Source organism: Nocardia sp. CC201C, assembly GCF_030010695.1.
GTDB lineage: Bacteria > Actinomycetota > Actinomycetes > Mycobacteriales > Mycobacteriaceae > Nocardia > Nocardia otitidiscaviarum.
In genome coordinates, this window is sequence record NZ_JASCXP010000135.1 from 1 (window position 1) to 16,592 (window position 16,592).

At 68.6% G+C, this 16,592-nt stretch carries 17 protein-coding genes and 3 pseudogenes; 8 read left to right on the forward strand and 12 right to left on the reverse strand.

Features of this window, described 5'->3' with window-relative positions; genetic code table 11:
- Window positions 1-21: 21 nt before the first annotated feature.
- The 3 genes from QK444_RS16185 to QK444_RS16195 all read left to right on the forward strand — a co-directional run bounded on the left by QK444_RS16185 (window position 22) and on the right by QK444_RS16195 (window position 1,860).
- The gene (locus tag QK444_RS16185; protein WP_282781193.1) at window positions 22-132 is read left to right on the forward strand and encodes a hypothetical protein; all 111 of its coding nucleotides are present in this window, start codon (window positions 22-24) and stop codon (window positions 130-132) included.
- 481 nt (window positions 133-613) lie between these two features.
- Window positions 614-1,237 (forward strand): sigma-70 family RNA polymerase sigma factor, encoded by a 624-nt coding sequence (locus QK444_RS16190; RefSeq protein WP_282781174.1) that lies wholly within the window; start codon window positions 614-616, stop codon window positions 1,235-1,237.
- Window positions 1,238-1,278: 41 nt separating this feature from the next.
- Window positions 1,279-1,860, forward strand: a complete 582-nt coding sequence (locus tag QK444_RS16195) for a hypothetical protein (protein ID WP_282781175.1) — start codon at window positions 1,279-1,281, stop codon at window positions 1,858-1,860.
- Between the two features lie 195 nt (window positions 1,861-2,055).
- Here QK444_RS16195 and QK444_RS16200 read toward each other — a convergent pair whose 3' ends face one another.
- From QK444_RS16200 to QK444_RS16215, 4 genes and pseudogenes are all read right to left on the reverse strand, one after another.
- On the reverse strand, window positions 2,056-2,688 hold the full coding sequence (locus QK444_RS16200; protein WP_282781176.1) for an NUDIX domain-containing protein: 633 nt from the start codon (window positions 2,686-2,688) through the stop codon (window positions 2,056-2,058).
- Between the two features lie 9 nt (window positions 2,689-2,697).
- Window positions 2,698-3,951: an adenylosuccinate synthetase gene (locus QK444_RS16205; protein ID WP_282781177.1), complete on the reverse strand. Its 1,254-nt coding sequence runs from the start codon at window positions 3,949-3,951 to the stop codon at window positions 2,698-2,700.
- A gap of 12 nt (window positions 3,952-3,963) precedes the next feature.
- Window positions 3,964-4,918: pseudogene (locus QK444_RS16210) on the reverse strand (hypothetical protein).
- Between the two features lie 154 nt (window positions 4,919-5,072).
- A complete protein-coding gene (locus tag QK444_RS16215; RefSeq protein WP_282781179.1) occupies window positions 5,073-5,525 on the reverse strand; it encodes an SgcJ/EcaC family oxidoreductase in 453 nt (150 codons plus the stop codon).
- 111 nt (window positions 5,526-5,636) lie between these two features.
- Between QK444_RS16215 and QK444_RS16220 the strand changes: the two genes are divergently transcribed.
- Together QK444_RS16220 and QK444_RS16225 are read left to right on the forward strand one after the other, a co-directional pair.
- Window positions 5,637-6,206: a DUF4334 domain-containing protein gene (locus QK444_RS16220; RefSeq protein ID WP_282781180.1), complete on the forward strand. Its 570-nt coding sequence runs from the start codon at window positions 5,637-5,639 to the stop codon at window positions 6,204-6,206.
- Between the two features lie 51 nt (window positions 6,207-6,257).
- Window positions 6,258-7,487: an FAD-dependent oxidoreductase gene (locus tag QK444_RS16225; protein WP_282781182.1), complete on the forward strand. Its 1,230-nt coding sequence runs from the start codon at window positions 6,258-6,260 to the stop codon at window positions 7,485-7,487.
- Window positions 7,488-7,508: 21 nt separating this feature from the next.
- Here the strand turns inward: QK444_RS16225 and QK444_RS16230 are convergent.
- From QK444_RS16230 to QK444_RS16265, 8 genes and pseudogenes are all read right to left on the reverse strand, one after another.
- Window positions 7,509-8,078: pseudogene (locus QK444_RS16230) on the reverse strand (aldo/keto reductase); the annotation flags it as partial.
- Between the two features lie 33 nt (window positions 8,079-8,111).
- The gene (locus QK444_RS16235; protein ID WP_282781184.1) at window positions 8,112-8,936 is read right to left on the reverse strand and encodes a carboxymuconolactone decarboxylase family protein; all 825 of its coding nucleotides are present in this window, start codon (window positions 8,934-8,936) and stop codon (window positions 8,112-8,114) included.
- A gap of 47 nt (window positions 8,937-8,983) precedes the next feature.
- Complete coding sequence (locus QK444_RS16240) at window positions 8,984-9,613, reverse strand: alpha-ketoglutarate-dependent dioxygenase AlkB (RefSeq protein WP_282781185.1); 630 nt, start codon at window positions 9,611-9,613, stop codon at window positions 8,984-8,986.
- A 54-nt stretch (window positions 9,614-9,667) separates the two neighbouring features.
- Window positions 9,668-10,279, reverse strand: a complete 612-nt coding sequence (locus QK444_RS16245; protein ID WP_282781186.1) for a hypothetical protein — start codon at window positions 10,277-10,279, stop codon at window positions 9,668-9,670.
- A 154-nt stretch (window positions 10,280-10,433) separates the two neighbouring features.
- The gene (locus QK444_RS16250; protein WP_282781187.1) at window positions 10,434-11,420 is read right to left on the reverse strand and encodes a VOC family protein; all 987 of its coding nucleotides are present in this window, start codon (window positions 11,418-11,420) and stop codon (window positions 10,434-10,436) included.
- 29 nt (window positions 11,421-11,449) lie between these two features.
- Window positions 11,450-12,163 (reverse strand): TetR/AcrR family transcriptional regulator, encoded by a 714-nt coding sequence (locus tag QK444_RS16255; RefSeq protein ID WP_282781188.1) that lies wholly within the window; start codon window positions 12,161-12,163, stop codon window positions 11,450-11,452.
- Between the two features lie 102 nt (window positions 12,164-12,265).
- Window positions 12,266-13,144 carry an alpha/beta hydrolase gene (locus QK444_RS16260; protein ID WP_282781189.1) on the reverse strand — a complete coding sequence of 293 codons (879 nt, stop codon included), beginning with the start codon at window positions 13,142-13,144 and terminating at the stop codon, window positions 12,266-12,268.
- Between the two features lie 24 nt (window positions 13,145-13,168).
- Window positions 13,169-14,263, reverse strand: a complete 1,095-nt coding sequence (locus QK444_RS16265; protein ID WP_282781190.1) for a mechanosensitive ion channel family protein — start codon at window positions 14,261-14,263, stop codon at window positions 13,169-13,171.
- A gap of 412 nt (window positions 14,264-14,675) precedes the next feature.
- On the opposite strand from QK444_RS16265, the gene pyrR reads away from it, so the two are divergent.
- The 3 genes and pseudogenes from pyrR to QK444_RS16280 form a co-directional block, all read left to right on the forward strand.
- On the forward strand, window positions 14,676-15,311 hold the full coding sequence (gene pyrR, locus QK444_RS16270) for a bifunctional pyr operon transcriptional regulator/uracil phosphoribosyltransferase PyrR (RefSeq protein ID WP_029924413.1): 636 nt from the start codon (window positions 14,676-14,678) through the stop codon (window positions 15,309-15,311).
- Entirely contained in the window at window positions 15,308-16,273 is a 966-nt protein-coding gene (locus QK444_RS16275) for an aspartate carbamoyltransferase catalytic subunit (RefSeq protein ID WP_282781191.1), read from the forward strand. Before pyrR ends, QK444_RS16275 begins: the two co-directional genes overlap by 4 nt.
- A pseudogene (locus tag QK444_RS16280) lies at window positions 16,270-16,592 on the forward strand (amidohydrolase family protein); the annotation flags it as partial. The gene QK444_RS16275 and the pseudogene QK444_RS16280, both read left to right, overlap by 4 nt.

The following is a 16,592-nucleotide window of genomic DNA, read 5'->3' on the forward strand; positions in this document are numbered from 1 at the left end:
GACGGCTCCGGCGGCGCCTACGTGATCACCGCCGAAAACCTGGACGCCGCACGCGAACTCGTCCACACCGATCCCATCCACACCACCGGGTCCTCGGAACTGACCGTCTACGAGTGGGAGATCACGGGCTGAGGTCGCTCGTTCGGAGCGCCGCACCGCCCCGGGCAGGGCATCGACGGGTTACCCGTTTCGAAATCGGGTACAGAAAAGCGCGTTTGCGACGAAAGCGACCGCTTGGCTGAATTCATCGCTCTCGGACTTGCGCGGCGTGTCATATGCGGCGCGCCGGTACTCCTCAATTTCGAGCACCCCTTTGGCGAATAATCGGCATGACAATCTCATCCGGCTGGCCGGTGCTCGTCCAGCAGGTCGCGATATGGCCCACGATTGGACTGGCTGGTATGGCGATCGGGTACCAATTGCTCGTCTGCGCCCGAGAATGGCAGCGCCACTGCGTGATTCGTACTATCTTGCGATGCGCGCCCCGGGGGAGCCGGGTGGTCTCCGCCCGCACGTGTCCAGGGGGAGGATTATCCGCTCTCGTCGTGGAGGTGGGTCCGCGACCGATCTACCTGCACCGCGCTCTGGTCGGCCTGGAGGAGATGGTTGCCGAATGACCGACGTCGGATGGCCGGAGAATGATTTCAGCGGATCGAGCGTGGCGTTCGACAATCTGTTCAAGACGTTCAGCCCCATGGTTTATCACTACGCGTACAAGGCACTCCGGGGGGATTCCGACCGCGCCGGCGATATCGTGCAGCAGGTCTTCGGCGCCGTATGGGACCAGTTCGACCGAGATTTCGCGCGAGCGGACGAAGACGGAGCCCGACGGTTGATCTATACGATCGCCACTCGCCGGGTGGTCGATATGCACCGCCGCGCGGATCGCGTGATACCGGTGGGTGAGTGCGTCGACGGCGACTCGCTGTTCCGGAGCTCGCTCGACAACGACGATCCCCTCGATCGCATTCTGCGTGACCGCGAGCTGGAGGATCTGTTGCAGGTCCTCATGATGAATCTGAGCGAAACCGAGTATCAGATCGCGTTGATGATCTGGTCGCTGGGGCTTCTCGATGCGGAGGTCGCGGAGATCTTCGGCATCGAGCTGGTCACCGTCCGTTCCCACAAGAGCAGAGCTCGCAAGAAGATCGAGAAGATGCTGAGCCGGGGTTCTCGTCGGATCGGCTTCCCGGACATAGCGTTTCCCAGTCCACACGGAGGTGAGTTGCAGGCATGAGCGCTCCTGACCCCACGCTCGCTGCTCCCGACCGGATGCCGGTGACCATGCAGACCATCCAGCAGGCATTCCAGGATCTTGACAGTTTTCTCTCCGAACGAATCAGCGACTACCGGTACGACATCGACGCGGGTTTGGCGAAGCTGAAGCACTCGCTGGCCATGCGTGCCAGCCGAACCGCGCCGCCGGTGCGGGCGGAGGGCGCATGCCCCGAGCCGTGCGCCGCCTGTGGACCGACCCACACCGACGACACCCATGCGTGGATCGAGAGGCACCGGGGACCTGCCGTGTCCTACCTTGCGGTACTCGAAGCCTCCCCGCTCAGAATCACCAGTCGCAATACCGACGCGTTCGCCGCCTGCATCACCCGGGGAATCGACGGCGAGCGATGGTTGATCAGCTGGCTGCCGGAGATCGTGCTGACCCGCAGGCAGGTCTACAGCGCTATGGTGCTGGACGAGATCCTCATCGCACACGACCTGGACAGCGGCACCATGTTACGTGTCATGGGGGAGCTGGCCGCCGATCTCTATCTGCCGCTCGAAGACATCCTCCGCAGACTGTCGGCTGTGAAGAACCCACCACCCCGCCCGGAATGGCTGCTGCAGGCATGGCCGGGGTAGGCGAGCGTCGGCGTGGCACGGATGCGGTGTGCGCTGGCTACCGTTCGCGCCTGGCCTTCAGCGCGGTGGGCAGTGAGGTGGCCGCGCCATGGCGCGGGGCGGCGCGACCGATCGCCTGCGCGCTGCCATCCGCGGCTTGGTCGCATCGATGCCGCGGCAGCCGTAGTCGCGCGGTCGCGGTGCGGGTGTCCCGACTCAGGCGGATCGGTCGAAGGCCCAGACGGCTGCCGGGCGGCCGGTCGTCTTGACCCGCACCCGTTCCCCGGTGCGGTTCAGGCCGGGTAGTGCCGCCAGGGTGCGGTTCAGGTTGCCGGGGTCCGGGCGGGTGCCGTCGAGGGCGGTGGTGAGTTCGACGGCGCGGGTGGCCGGGAATTCCTCGCCCACCAGTGCCCTGGTGAAGACGAGGTCTTTCCAGAGCATGGCGGCGAGGAGGGTGCGGGCGGTGTCGACGATGCCGTTGTGGTCGAAGGCCAGCGGCGGTACCCGGTCGAACGGCACCCATTCGGTATCCGGGTCGCCCCGGTCGGCGACCACCGCCCACATGGCGATGGACAGGGTTGGTCCGCGCGGGTCGCGGTTGGGTTCGTCGAAGGTGACGAGTTGGCCGACCGCGGCGATGGCGTCCTCGGGGACACCGAGTTTGGTGTGGACGGCCCGGCGGGCGGCGGTGGCCAGCCGTTCACCGCGATGCAGCAGCACCCCGGGCAGGGCGAGCGCGCCGGCGAACGGATCCCATTGCCGGGCCGCGATGCCGAGCGTGACGGTGCTGTCGTCACGCCCGTAGCGCAGCGCGACGACGTCGAGTGATACGGCCGATTGCTGCTCCACGGCGATCCATCATGCCGCAGTTCGCGTGTGGATCCTACGGGCGGTGCGGTCGGGCCCGTCGGCGGCGAGCACCACGGGTACGCCGAGTCGATGCTCGAGGTAGTCGGGGATCGAGCCGGGCGGCTCCGCCAGCACCGGCACGGCGGCGGTGAGCGTGTCGGTGAGCCGCCGCTGATAGCCGAGATCCCGCCAGGGGCCGCACTCGATGCGGTCGACGACGCCGTCGACGGTGAGATAGCCGGTGGCCGTGCGAATATCGCCCACGGCGTCGAGATGGTTCACGGCGAGCCCGTCGATCCCGCCGCAGGCGTCCACGGCATAGCGCAGCAGGATCGGATCGAGGTGCCCGCGCCGGAACGCGCCCTGATATCGCCCGAATCCGTTGTGCGGTTCGGGAAATGTCAGCACCGGATCCTCGGTGGGGAACGGTCCCGCGCCGTGGCGCGTCTGATAGGCGCGGGTCACGCCGAGTACATAGCCGGGCGTGCCGAGCCGGGCGAGCATGGCGTGGGCATTCCGCGGCTCCACGGTCGACCAGGTGGTGTACGGGTGCAGGCCGCGCCATTCGTCGAGCAGCACACCCTGCGCGCCCTCGAAGACCAGACGGCCCGCGGCCGCGAATCCGGCGAGCCGATCACCCGGCACGATGGCGACAGTGCGGGCGAATTCGGTGTAGACCTCCATCAGCGCGTCCACCGGTTCGTGGTGGTGCGTCCCACCCGCGAGCAGCGGCCGGTAGTGCTCCTCCAGTGCGATGAGCTTGCGGCGCAGCACATCCGGGCGCAGGCAGTCGACCACACGCGGCGCGTCGTGGGTGAGCGCGTAATGTGCCGTCTCCCCGATGCCGATACCGCAGGAACCGTGCCGGGAGGCACCCCTCGCATTCTCCCGGCAGCGGTTGGCGGCCCCGTGTACGGGCGTGGTCAGCAGTGCCCGCCCGTCCACCGACAGCAGCGACAGCGGGTCGGCGACGCCGAGTGCCGCGAGTGCGCGGGCCTCGGTGGCGAGGGCGATCGGCTCCACCAGCATGTGCCGCGACAGCAGGGTCGGGACGCCGGAGAAGGTCCCGGACCCGAACTGCCGGAAGGTGTGCCGCCGTCCGCCCGCGACCACGGTGTGCGCGGCCTGCGCGCCACCGTTGAAACGCACCACGGCCGCCACGTCCAAGCCCGTCTCGGGTGCGCACAGCCAGTCCACGGTGGCGCCCTTCCCGGCATCGCCGAAGCCGAGATCGACCACGATGAGGTGCTTGTCGCCGAACACCGCTGTCTCCCTTCAGCTTCCGAACGTTTCGTCGCTCGATGAGGTCCCGGCGCCGCGGCCGCGCGGGAGGGTGGCCGTCGGCGCGAGCGCCGCGTGGACGGCGGCGGCCTCGGTATCGGAGCCGATATCGCGCAGATCCGCCAGACCCGCGTCCAGATCCACGCGGTCCTCGCCGATGCCGATGGTGAGGGCGATGAGTTCGCACACGGCCGCCGGATCGTCGAGGCGCAGGAACCGTTCGCCCAGCAGGTCCCGCCAATGCTCGGCGATCTGCGGATCACGGTAGTAGCTGGACTGATTCGGCAGGATGTAGTGCACGTGCCAGCGCTCGGCCAGCTCCCGATAGACCGATCGCACCGAGATGTCCTGGCGCACGGCGTCACCGATGACACCGCGAATATGGCGGGCCGCCAGCCGGGGCTTGTTCAGCTCGTCGCCGACGATGAAGAGATACCCCTGCTCGCCGCGCTTGTCCCACGCGTCGGTCGCGGTGTGCTTGGCCATGAAATACGCGGCCAATTCATAGCTTTCGGACTTCTGCCCGCCACCGCCGCCCTCCAGCAGGATGAGGCGCAACTGCTCGTCCATCCGATTGTCGGATTCGAACTGCCCGACCTGTAGCGGCACCCGATCGCAATCGGCGTCGCCGATGGCACCGAACAGGATCTGCGGATCCTCCGCGTACCCCTTGCGCCGCAACAGGCCGTGCAACCTGCCGAGCTTCTCCTGCATGATGCGCGGCACCACCCGCATCGATCCGGTGACATCGAACAGCACCGCGATGGGCAGTGACCGCGCGTGACTCCCGCACCGTGACGCCGAAGGGGTCCAGATCCGGATGCGCGGTCCACCGGTCCCAGGGTTGGGCGCGCATGGCGGCGGTGTAGCCGAAATCGTCGAGTCCGCGCGCGGCGCGGAAGATACGGGCGGCGGCGTACGCGCTGTCGTCCCAGTGGCCGTAACCCATGGTGATCACTGTCCTTTCGAGTGAGGCACATGTTTTAGACTAGATGACTAAAACGGTGCGCACCAGAGGTTGCGCCCTGTTTTTGTCGGATCAACAAAATTAAGCCCCCGGCCGGGGGTGTACGAGGACCGGCCGGGGGCTCACCGGAGCCGAACTACTCGGCCCGGGGGACCAGGGTGTTCTGCCGAACCACCGTCCACCAGCGGCCGCTCTCCTTGACCAGCACATACACGGCGACCATGGCGTGATCGGCATCGATCAGCGTCCCGGAGGCATCCGTCGCGCGCGCCCCCTTGTGCGCGATCGCGACATCCGGGCGGGGGAAGGCGATATCGAGCACGTCGTAGCGCACGTACTGGTCCCGCAGGAATCCGGCCAGTCCGGCCCGGCTCGCCTCCAGTACCGCGTCCCGCCCGTGTTGCAGGATGCCGACAGCATTGCCCACCACGGCATTCTGTGCGAGATCGGCCACCATCAACTCGGCGTCATTGGTGTTGTACGCGGTCTCGACCCGCTTGATGATCGCGGTGATGGCCGCGCGATCCGCCGTGTGATCCACGCTGGTGTCGGCTATGGCCGGTGCCGCCTGACTCGTTGTGTCGCTCATGGCTCGAGTCAACGTCCTCAACCGCACTCGAGGTCAATCCCGCCCGCCGAGGCGATGATCACAACGAGATATTGTGAGGCGATTTCTTTCATTCATTCGGTGTGGAGGCTGATGGTGACGGGGCGATTGGGTATCGACGGAGCGGAGCGGCTGCGGGAACTGCGGGGCGGGTGTACGCCGGAGCAGGCGTGGCAACTGTTCGACACCTTGCCCACCGTGCGGGTGGAGGAGATCACCGACGGGCTGTGGCGCGGGGATGAGCTGGATACCGGGCATCCGTGGCGGGGCGTCCTGGTCGAATCCGGCTGGTACGGCAAGCGCTTCGACAGCGCGGACGCGGTGCAGCCGCTGGTGTTCAGCACCCCTGACGGGCAGTTGTTCCCGGTGGATCCGCGGCGGGTCCCGCTGTTTCTGGCGGGCAAGGTGCCCGCCGCGACGCTGCGGCCGGTGCGCCGGTCGCTCGGTGTGCTGCGTCCGCTGCTGCGCGCCGGCACGCCGCGCGCTCGACTGCGTGACCTGGAATTCCGTGGCAGGTCCAGCGCCGCCATGATCTACGATCACCTGCCGATCATCGATATCTTCCGGCGCGTCGACGACCGCACGCTGCTCGGCGTCATGGATATGCGCGGACTGGAACAGCCGTACTTCTTCCTGCTCTACCGGGACTCGGCCGACCGCTAGCACCACTACCATCGGCGGAGACGGTGCGATTCCGACTCGGGAGGTGCGGCGATGGAACGCACGACCTGTCTCGTCGCCGGAGGTGGTCCGGCGGGAATGGTGTTGGGGCTGTTGCTGGCTCGCGGCGGCGTCGAGGTCACGGTACTGGAGAAGCACGGTGACTTCCTGCGCGACTTCCGCGGCGACACCGTACATCCCACCACCCTGGAACTTCTCGACGAACTCGGGCTCATGGACGAATTCGCGAAACTGCCGCAGCGGCGGCTGCGTTCGGTGCAGCTGCCGATCGGCGGCACGATGCGGACCGTCGCCACGTTCGACCGCATTCCGGGGCGATACACGTACATCGCCATGGTTCCGCAGTGGGATCTGCTGGATCTGCTGGCACGCGCCGGGGATGCCGAACCCACCTTCCGGCTGCGGATGAACACCGAGGCCACGGATCTGCTGCGGGCGGACGGCCGGGTGGCGGGTGTTCGCTACCGCACGAAAGACGGTGCGGAAGGCGAGATTCGGGCCGATCTCACGGTCGCCTGCGACGGCCGTGACTCGACGCTGCGGCGTGCCGTCGGTCTCGGGTCACGGCGCTGGGCCACACCGTTCGATGTGTGGTGGTTCCGGTTGCCGCGCAACGACACCGATCCGGCGGGTGCGGTCCCGGTGCTCGCCGCCGACCGGGTGGCCGTCCTGCTCGATCGCGGCGACTATTGGCAGGCGGCGACATTGATCGGCAAGGGCGCCGATGCGGCCCTGCGCGCGGGACCGGTCGGCGAGATCATGGACAGCATGGTCGAGGTGGTGCCCTGGCTGGCCGACCGCCGTGACGCCCTCACCGGCTGGGACGAGGTGAAACTGCTCGACGTGCAGCTCGACCGCCTGGACCGGTGGTACACCGACGGCCTGCTCTGCATCGGCGACGCCGCGCACGCCATGTCCCCGGTCGGCGGTGTCGGGATCAACCTCGCCGTCCAGGATGCCGTGGCGGCGGCGCGCATCCTCGCGCCGTCATTGCGCGCGGGCGGCGTGACGACCGCGGACCTGCGCCGGGTGCAGCGCAGACGCATCCTGCCGACCGCGGTCACCCAGGCCATGCAGCGCTTCGCCCACGCCAACGTCATCGGACCGGCGGTACGCGGCCGGGTGAACCTGTCGAATGCCGAACGACCGCCGCTGGCCCTGCGCGTCTTCCGCCGCATTCCGATCGTCCGCAGTATCCCGCCGTTTCTGGTGGGCCGGGGTGTACTACCCGAACACGCCCCGGAATTCGCGAGACGGCCCTGAAAGTCCGCTTTGCCCAGCGGATTACGCCGCGGCCACGGGCGGCGCGACCGCCGAGAGCCGCTCGAACTGCTCGTCGTTGAGCGTCACCCGCGCCGCCGCGAAGTTCTCCTCGAGATGTGCCAGTGAGGTGGTGCCCGGAATCGGCAGGACGGTGGGGGAGCGGCGCAGCAGCCAGGCCAGCGCCGTCTGCGCCGGAGTCGCCCCGACCGCCGCGGCCACGGCCGCCACCGGGCCATCCGGTGCGGCATGCGCGCCCATGGCCACCGGGAAGAACGGAATGAACGCGATCCCCGGTGCGGCAGTGTAATCCACCACATCCTCATGGTGCCGGTCGCCGAGGTTGTACAGATTCTGCACACTCGCGATCGGGGTGATGGTTGCCGCCTCCCGCAGCTGCGCCACACTCGCCTCCGACAGACCGATATGGCGTACTTTGCCCTCGTCGACCAGTTGCTTCAGCGCGCCGATCTGCTCGGCGAGCGGGACGTTCGGGTCGATGCGGTGCAGCTGGAGCAGATCGATACGGTCGAGTCCCAAACGGCGCAAACTCAATTCGGCCTGCTGGCGCAGATAGGCCGGATACCCCAGCGGTTACGCCGGGGTGGAACCCTGCCCGGCGGCGGCTCATTCCCGCCCGGCCCCGCCCCTCTCATCGCGTTCGGCGAACACCGCACGCGCGGCGGTGATTCCGTTCAGTGCCGCGGGGAATCCGGCGTACACCGCCATCTGCATGATCACTTCGACGGCCTCGGCGCGGGTGCCGCCGACATTGAGCAGCCCGTGCAGATGCACCTTCAGCTGCGGTGCGGCGGTTCCCAGCGCGGTGCACATCGCCACCGTGGCCAGTTCGCGTGACCGCAGATCCAGCCCGGGGCGGGAGTAGATGTCGCCGAAGCCGAATTCGATGATGTAGCGACCCAGGTCCGGTGCGATATCGGCCAGTGCCGCGATGACCTGTTCGCCGGCATGACCGTCTACGGCGGACAGGGTGGTGCGCCCGCGGTCGAAGCGATCGGCGGCGGCGGGCACGGTCGTCGGCGTGAAGCCGAGATCGGGCCGGGCCTGGAATGCTTCCCGCGCCACCGTGAGCGCGTTGAGCGTCGCCGGGAATCCCGCGTACAGCGAGACGTGGATGAGCACCTCGACGATCTCGCCGGGCGCGCATCCCACGTTCAGCGCGCCGTCGATGTGGAATCGCAACTGCGGCATCGCGTTTCCGAGCGCGGCCAGCGCTGCCACGGTCGCCAGCTGCCGTTGCGGCAGCGTCGGACCGGGACGGGCGTTGATATCGCCGTAGGCGAACTCGACGGTGAGGCGGGCCAGGTCGGGTGCGATATCGGCGAGGCTGTCGAGGGCCTCCGGATGCTCGGTGCCGGAGACGGCGCGCAGCACCGCCGCACCTCGCTCGAAGCGATCGGCGGCGGCAAGGGTGGATGGGATGCTGTTCATGCGACGAACCTAGGAGCTGGAGTGCGCTCCAACGCAAGATTGCCTGCTCAGCGCACCCCGCGCGGACGGAACTGGATGCTGATGCGGGGGCCGACCGGGCGGCGGGTCTTCGGCACGGCATGCTCCCAGGTGCGCTGGCAGGAGCCGCCCATGACGATCAGATCGCCGTGCCCGAGCGAATAGCGCAGGCTCGCGCCACCGCCGCGCGGGCGCAACAGCAGGGGGCGTGCCGCGCCGATCGACACGATGGCGACCATGGTGTCGTGGGCGGCCCCGCGGCCGATGGTGTCGCCGTGCCAGGCGACGCTGTCGTCGCCGTGCCGGTAGTAGCACAGGCCCGCGGTGCGGAACGGTTCCCCGAGCTCCCGACGGTAGTGCGCGGTCAAGGCGTCCCGGGCCCGGTTCAGTATCGGATCCGGTAGGGCGCGGCCTTCCGCGTAGAAGCATTGCAGCCGGGGCACGTCCACCACGCGCTCGTACATGGGTCGCCGGTCCGCGCGCCACGGCACCTCGGCGGCCAGCCGCTCGAACAGCGCGTCCGCACCGGTGAGCCAGCCGGGCAGCACATCGACCCAGGCCTCCTCGGCCAGCACGGTGCGCCGCAGGCCGGACAGCGAGCCCAGGACCGGCTCGCCGTCGAAGCCATCGAGCAGCGAGCCCTGCAATGGAGTGGACATGTCATCGAATCTACGTTCGATCGAACGTATGTTCAAGCGGGTGCGTCGGGCGTGTCAGGACGCGATGCCGACGGGTGCCGTGGCGACGATCGGCCGGCTCGACCGCACCGGCAGCCACCAGCGGTCGTCCTCGATGGTGTCGCCCGCCCCGCACGAGTCCGCAGGTTCCAGCAGGTCGGCGCGCCGCAGGCCGGGGAGTACCCGGTAGGCGATCGAACCCGGCACGCAGACGAGCGCGAGAACGCCCCACAGCGTGCGGGCGTACGATTCGGCCGCCGCCGGATCGTCCCACTCGTACAGTCCGCGATACCGCCCCCGCTGGTCGTGCGCGAGCCACAGCTTCGTGATCAGCCCCGGGAATCCGGCGAAGAGCAGGGTGTTGAGCAGGCTCTCCCGGCGGAACAGCGCATGGCCCGCACCGTGCACCGCGCGCAGCCGGAACTCGACGGCCAGCACACCTGGATTCCGCGCGGCGGCGCGGTCGATCACCGTCTCCCGGAAGACGCGCGCCGTGGTCCCGTCCGCGAAGTCGATGCGCGCCCCGCGATTGACCACCGGAAGGTGGATGCGTCGGCGTGCCAGCAGTTCGAGAGTCCGGATCAGACAGCGGGCCATGGCCCGGACCGTCCGCCCAACGGAGAGCCGCGCCTGCACGGAAGGATGCATTGATTCCACTCGATTCCACTGGAACCCGTTCGCGGTGCGCGACGACCTCGCACCGCCATTGCCGTGTTCCAGTGTGTGCCACGGAAAGTCGCCGCCACAGCGGCGTGGGTCATCGATGTGGAGACCTCGGACCCTTGCGCGCGGCCGCGGTCGATCAGGCGCTCGCGGTGGCTGCGCGGATCAGCACGGCCGCACCGCACGCGGCCGCGGCCGGGATGAAGAGCTCACCGGTGGCGGCGGTGCGCAGCGGGACGTCCCGGTCGCGCAGCAGCCGTTCCGCGGCGGCGAGGTCGGTCACCTCGATGGTGTAGGCGGACAGCGCCGGGGTCCTCGGCCGTTCACCCGGCAGTCGCGCCGCGACCGCGCGCGGTGTGGTGAGGGTGAGTCGATGCGTGCCGAGCGAGAAACCGTAGGAGGAGCTTTCGTGGTGCGCGGCGATACCGAGATAGCGTTCGTAACGTGCGGCGGTGGCGTCGAGCTCTTCGTCGTCGACGCAGAGGACGCATTCGACGAGGCCGACCGCGCCATTGGGATGGTCGAGCCCGGTCTGGGCGTCGAGGACGGTGGCCGGGACGTCCTCGGCGACGCCTACCCGGCCCTCGGGCAGGATGGCCGCCTTCGTCGCGGGGTCGTGGATTTCGAGGTAGGAGATCGGCTGGGGGCTGGTGCCCTCGGCGGTGGTGATCGGCCGCTGCGCCACGACGACACCTCCGTGTGCCACCCCTTCGGCCGCGATCCTGGCGGCGGTCTGCTCGGCGTCGGCGGTGGCGAAGATCAGAATGTGGGCTCCCTCGAAACGCTCCAGCCGTTCGGTGAGGCCCGCGACGGTATGCCGGATCGCCGCTCTGGTCGCGTCCAGCCGCTCCGCCGGGATGTGCAAGGGTACGAGTGTGGCGTCGGCGGGAATGCGAGCCCCGTCCGCGATCGTGACCGCGAGCAATTCGAGGAAGCCGCGGGCGAAGTCGGCATGGGTATTGCCCGCTCCGACGGGCTCCGGCACCGCGCCGGGGGTCGGCGGCAATGCCGGATAGGTCGGTGCGGCGATCCGGAAGCCGAAGCGGCGGAACGTGTCGATCGCGTCGCTCAGATCGTGCACGACGAGGCCGACGTGGTGCAGTCCGGTGATCTCACTGGTGAGCATGGGGCGGAACTCTCTCTCGGGCAGGTGATTCAGTCGGCGGCGGCGCCGTAGGCGATGCGGCGGAACTCGTTCCGAAGGCGTTCGAAGGCGTCGACGACCCGCGGTGCGGCGGCGGCGTAGCGTTCGGGGGCGGGCCGGTGGGCCGGTTCGAAGGATCGGCGGATGACGTCGGCGAGCTGATCCGCCCGATGGTCGAGGGTGAAGCGCGTGTCGCCGGACAGCAGTGGGGTGGCGGCGAAGAATCCGTAGGCGATGGCTTGCGCGCTGAAGTCGACGTCGACCGGATGCAGGCCGGGGCGCAGCAGCCGATGCTCACGCAGTACGGCCAGATGGTCGTGTGCGGCACGGAGTTTGGCCGCCGCCAGCCCGGTGCGGGCCGGATGGTCGGCGAGTGCGCCGAGCCGGGTGTGGTCGGTGACGAACAGGCTGTGCAGGATGGGTCGCCGCATGGCCTCGAGAAAGTGGCGACGCAGATAGCGATGCAGGGCCACCTCGATCGGATCCGCGCGCATCGCGGCGATGACGGTGGCGAGCATGGCGACCGCTTCGCGGGCGCCGACGGCGAGCATCAACTCCTCGCGGCTGGCCCAATGCAGGTAGACCGTCCCCTTGCCGACTCCGGCCCGCCTCGCGACCTCCTCGATGCGGAGGTCACGCGCAGCGGTCGTCAGCATCAGTTCGGTGGCGGCGTCCAGAATCGCGTCGGCACGCTCGTGGAGATCCACTCGCTGCGTTCGGGCCACGATCACCTCCGGGCATCGGTCGAACTCGTGACCAGAATGCTATCCCAGTCACGAGTTCCGTGTCGGGCGAATCGTGAGATGCCGATGCGCTGGGCTCGCGACTCAGTCGACGTCGACGTGTGCGCGGACGAAATCGACTACCGCGTCGGTGAATTCGTCGTTGGCGTCGGAGGCCGCGGTGTGGGCGGCGGTGCCGATCTCGGTGTAGTCGGCGTGCGGGACCAATGCGCGGAAGGCGGCCACCCCCTCCTCGCTCACCACGTCGGAGAGCGCGCCGCGCACCAGCAGCACCGGGATCGTCAGGTCGCGGGCGGCGGATTCCAGTATCTCGCTGTGCAATTCGATGTCCTCACCCGCACCGCGGCGGGACATCATGGCCGGATCCCAGTGCCAGTACCAGCGCCCGTCCGCGCGCTGGCGCAGATTGCGCAGCAGCCCTTCGGGATTGCGCGGTCGGCGGCGATGGGGGAGATACTCGGCCACCGCGTCGGCGGCCTCCTCCAGGGTCGCGAAACCCTCGCGGTGACCGCCCAGGAAATCGAGTACGCGCTCCACGCCCGCGCGTTCGGGGCGCGGCACCACGTCGACGAGCACCAGGCCGGTGATGCGCTCCCGTTCCGGGTGCGCGGTGGCGAGCAGGCCGGTGAGCCCGCCCATGCTCGCGCCCACCACGAACGCGGGCTTGTCGAGTTGCGCCAGCACCGCCATCAGGTCGCCGACCATGGCGTCGCGTCGATAGTCGCCGTCGGCCGCCCAGTCGCTGTCGCCGTGCCCGCGGGCGTCGAGCAGTACCGCGTGCAGTCCGGCCTTGGCCAGCGCGAGTCCGGAGTCCTTCCAGGAATGCCGCGTCTGGCCGCCGCCGTGCAGGAAGACGACGAGGGGCGCGTCGGCCGGGCCCCAGCTGTCACCGGCGATATCGATGCCGCCGTAGCCGCGGAAGGTCATGCGGGTCGGTTCGGTGTGGTCAGCTTCGTTGCTCACCCCACGAGCATCGCACACCGGGGTTTACGGTGTACGAAGAGCGGTCTCGAGTGGTGCCGGATCGACGAGCGGTACCGTGCGCGGCTCGGTGATCGGGGCGGTGTGGAGTACGCGAATGGGGTAGGGGATGACGATGCCTTCCATCCGGAAGCGTCGATGCAGCGCTTTGATGAACTCACTGACGAGCAGGTATTGATCCTCGTACTGCCGGGTGCGCAGCACCGCCCGGAAGCCGATCCCCGAATCGCCGAAGGTGTGGAATCGCACCCGCGGTTCGGCATCGGGCACGCCCACGTCGAGTTCGCACATCACCTTCCGCGCCACCTCCAGGGTTACCCGCTCCACCTGGTCCAGGTCGCTGTCATAACTGGTGCTGACCTCGACGGTGATCGACATGTCCTGGGCGGGATGGTTGAAGTTGGTGAGGATGGCGTCGGCGAACTTGCGGTTCGGCACGATGACGACATTGCCCGGAATCTCGCGAATGCTGGTGGTGCGCCAGTTGACATCGGTGATCCAGCCGACCTCGCCGGTGTCGAGTCGGACGAAGTCGCCCGGCTGGACCGTGCGCGAGGCGAGTATGTGCACCCCGGCGAACAGATTGGCGAGCGTGCCCTCGAGGGCGAGGGCGATGGCCAACGCGCCGACGCCGAGCGCTCCCAGCAGCGGTGTCACGCGGATGCCCACGCTGTCCAGGGTGATCAGTGCGCCGACGACATAGATCATGACGCGCGTGATGGTGGCGAACAGGCTCACCGATCCGGCGATACCGCTGATGCGGCGGATCACGGAGGTGACGACGTCGGCGGCCAGCCGCGCGATCGCGAAGGTGACCGCGACCACCAGGGCGCCCTTGAGGACCCGGTGGATGATCTCGGTCGGGAAGGGGATGCCCGGCAGGTCGAGTGCGAGTGCGAGGGCCACCAGCGCACACACCGGCACCGCCAGATCGTGTCCCAGCCCGAGCACGAGTCGGCGTGCGGTCTGGCTGTCCGGTGCGGTGGAGGCGACGAGGGTCTTGGCGGCGATGCGATCGACGACGCGGCGCAGTGCGATACCGATCAGCGGTCCGGCGATGATGAGGGCAAGACCCAAGATCCAAGCCACGGGTTCGCTCATTTGAGATTCCTTCCAGCATCCGGTGATGACGGCGGACCTCTGCAAAGACCAAACGGTCTGATCATAGTCCGATGCCGCCGCCGCGAACCCGTATCCGAGTCGGAGTTCTGGCGGGGTGGACTTGATGCGCATATTGGAATTGAAATATGCGCATCAAGATATGTATGTCGCACCATTCGTGCCGCACCGGCACGTGAACCTGGCCACAGTCGCCAACCGGCCCGTAACCGGGCACCTGCTGTCCGGACCGGCGCTTCTGTGATCCCCGCTGGTCGTCGCCGTATTGCCGCACCGGCTGCCACAGGGTTGCCGAGGGGGTGCGGCGGATTCGGCGGCGCGCGGCGCTGTTAGGCTCTTGCCCCGAAAGACATCCTTTAACGGACCGTCCAGTGAGGCGGGGAAGGAGGTCGGCATGGCCGTGCCCGAAGACCGGGCCGCCAAGTCGAGCGCTGCCGAGCATTCCCAGCGGCACGATCCCGAGCGGATTCAGACCGGGCGTGAACTGCTGTCGGATTCGGATGTCGGCCGCACCATCGCGCGCATGGCGCATCAGATCATCGAGAAGACCGCGCTCGATTCCGCCGACCCCGCCGCCGCGCGCGTCGTGTTGATCGGAATTCCCACGCGCGGAACGACTCTCGCCAATCGACTGGCACTCAAGATCGAGGAGTTCGCCGGGGTGCGCCCCGCGCTCGGCTCGCTCGACATCACCCTCTACCGCGACGATCTGCGCAGTCGCCCGCACCGTCCGCTGGAACGCACCTCGGTGCCCGAGGGTGGTATCGAGGACGCGCTGGTCGTGCTGGTCGACGATGTGTTGTTCTCGGGCCGGACCGTGCGCTCGGCCCTGGACGGGCTGCGCGACCTGGGCCGTCCGCGGGCCGTGCAGCTCGCGGTGCTCATCGATCGCGGCCATCGGGAACTGCCCATTCGCGCCGACTACGTCGGCAAGAACGTGCCCACCGCGCGCACCGAGGACATCTCGGTGCTGCTGCGCGAACACGACGGCCGCGACGGTGTGTACCTGGCCCAGGAGGGTGACAAGTGAGGCATCTGCTGTCGGTCACCGACCTGGACCGCGCGACCGCCACCGGTTTGCTGGACGAGGCCGAGCGGTTCGAGCAGGCGCTGCTGGGCCGCGAGGTCAAGAAGCTGCCCACGCTGCGCGGTCGCACGGTCATGACGGTGTTCTTCGAGAACTCCACCCGCACCCGCGTCTCCTTCGAGGTGGCGGGCAAGTGGATGAGCGCCGACGTGATCAATGTGAGCGCGTCGAGTTCCTCGGTCTCCAAGGGTGAGTCGCTGCGCGATACCGCGCTGACCCTGCACGCGGCGGGCGCGGACGCGCTCATCGTCCGGCATCCGGCCTCGGGCGCGGCGCATCAGATCGCCCGCTGGTTCACCGAGATGCAGGACGCCGCGAGCGGTTACAGCGGTCCCGGCCCGGCGATCATCAATGCCGGTGACGGCATGCACGAGCACCCCACCCAGGCCCTGCTCGATGCGCTGACACTGCGGCAGCGGCTCGGTGACCTGGCGGGCAAGCGGGTCGTCATCGTGGGCGACATCCTGCACAGCCGGGTGGCGCGCTCGAACGCCTTCCTGCTCGATACGCTCGGCGCGGAGGTGGTGCTGGTCGCGCCGCGCACCCTGCTGCCGGTGGGCGTGGAGGCGTGGCCGGTGCGGATCTCGCACTCGCTCGACGCCGAACTGCCGGGCGCGGACGCGGTCATGATGCTGCGGGTGCAGGCCGAGCGGATGAACGGCGGCTTCTTCCCGTCGGCCCGCGAATACTCGATCAACTACGGGCTCAACCAGCGGCGGCTGGACATGCTCGACGAGCACGCGGTGGTGCTGCACCCCGGGCCGATGCTGCGCGGCATGGAGATCGCCGCGTCGGTCGCAGATTCCCCGAAAGCCGCTGTGCTGCAACAGGTCAACAACGGAGTGCATATGCGGATGGCGGTGCTGTTCCGCCTGCTGGTCGGAACGGACGAGGTGGTGGCATGAACGGCGGCAACGTGCTGATCAAGAGCGTGCGGCTGTACGGCGAGGGCGAACCGGTGGACGTGTTGCTCGCCGACGGTGAGATCCGGCAGATCGGCACCGATCTGGGGATCACCGACGCCGAGATCGTCGACGGCACCGGGCAGTACCTGCTGCCCGGCTTCGTGGACCTGCACACGCATCTGCGCGAGCCGGGCCGCGAGGACACCGAGACCATCGAAACCGGTTCCGCCGCCGCGGCACTGGGCGGCTACACCGCGGTGTTAGGCAAGGCGAACACCAGCCCCGTGGCCGACACCCAGGTCATAACCCCCCACCTGTG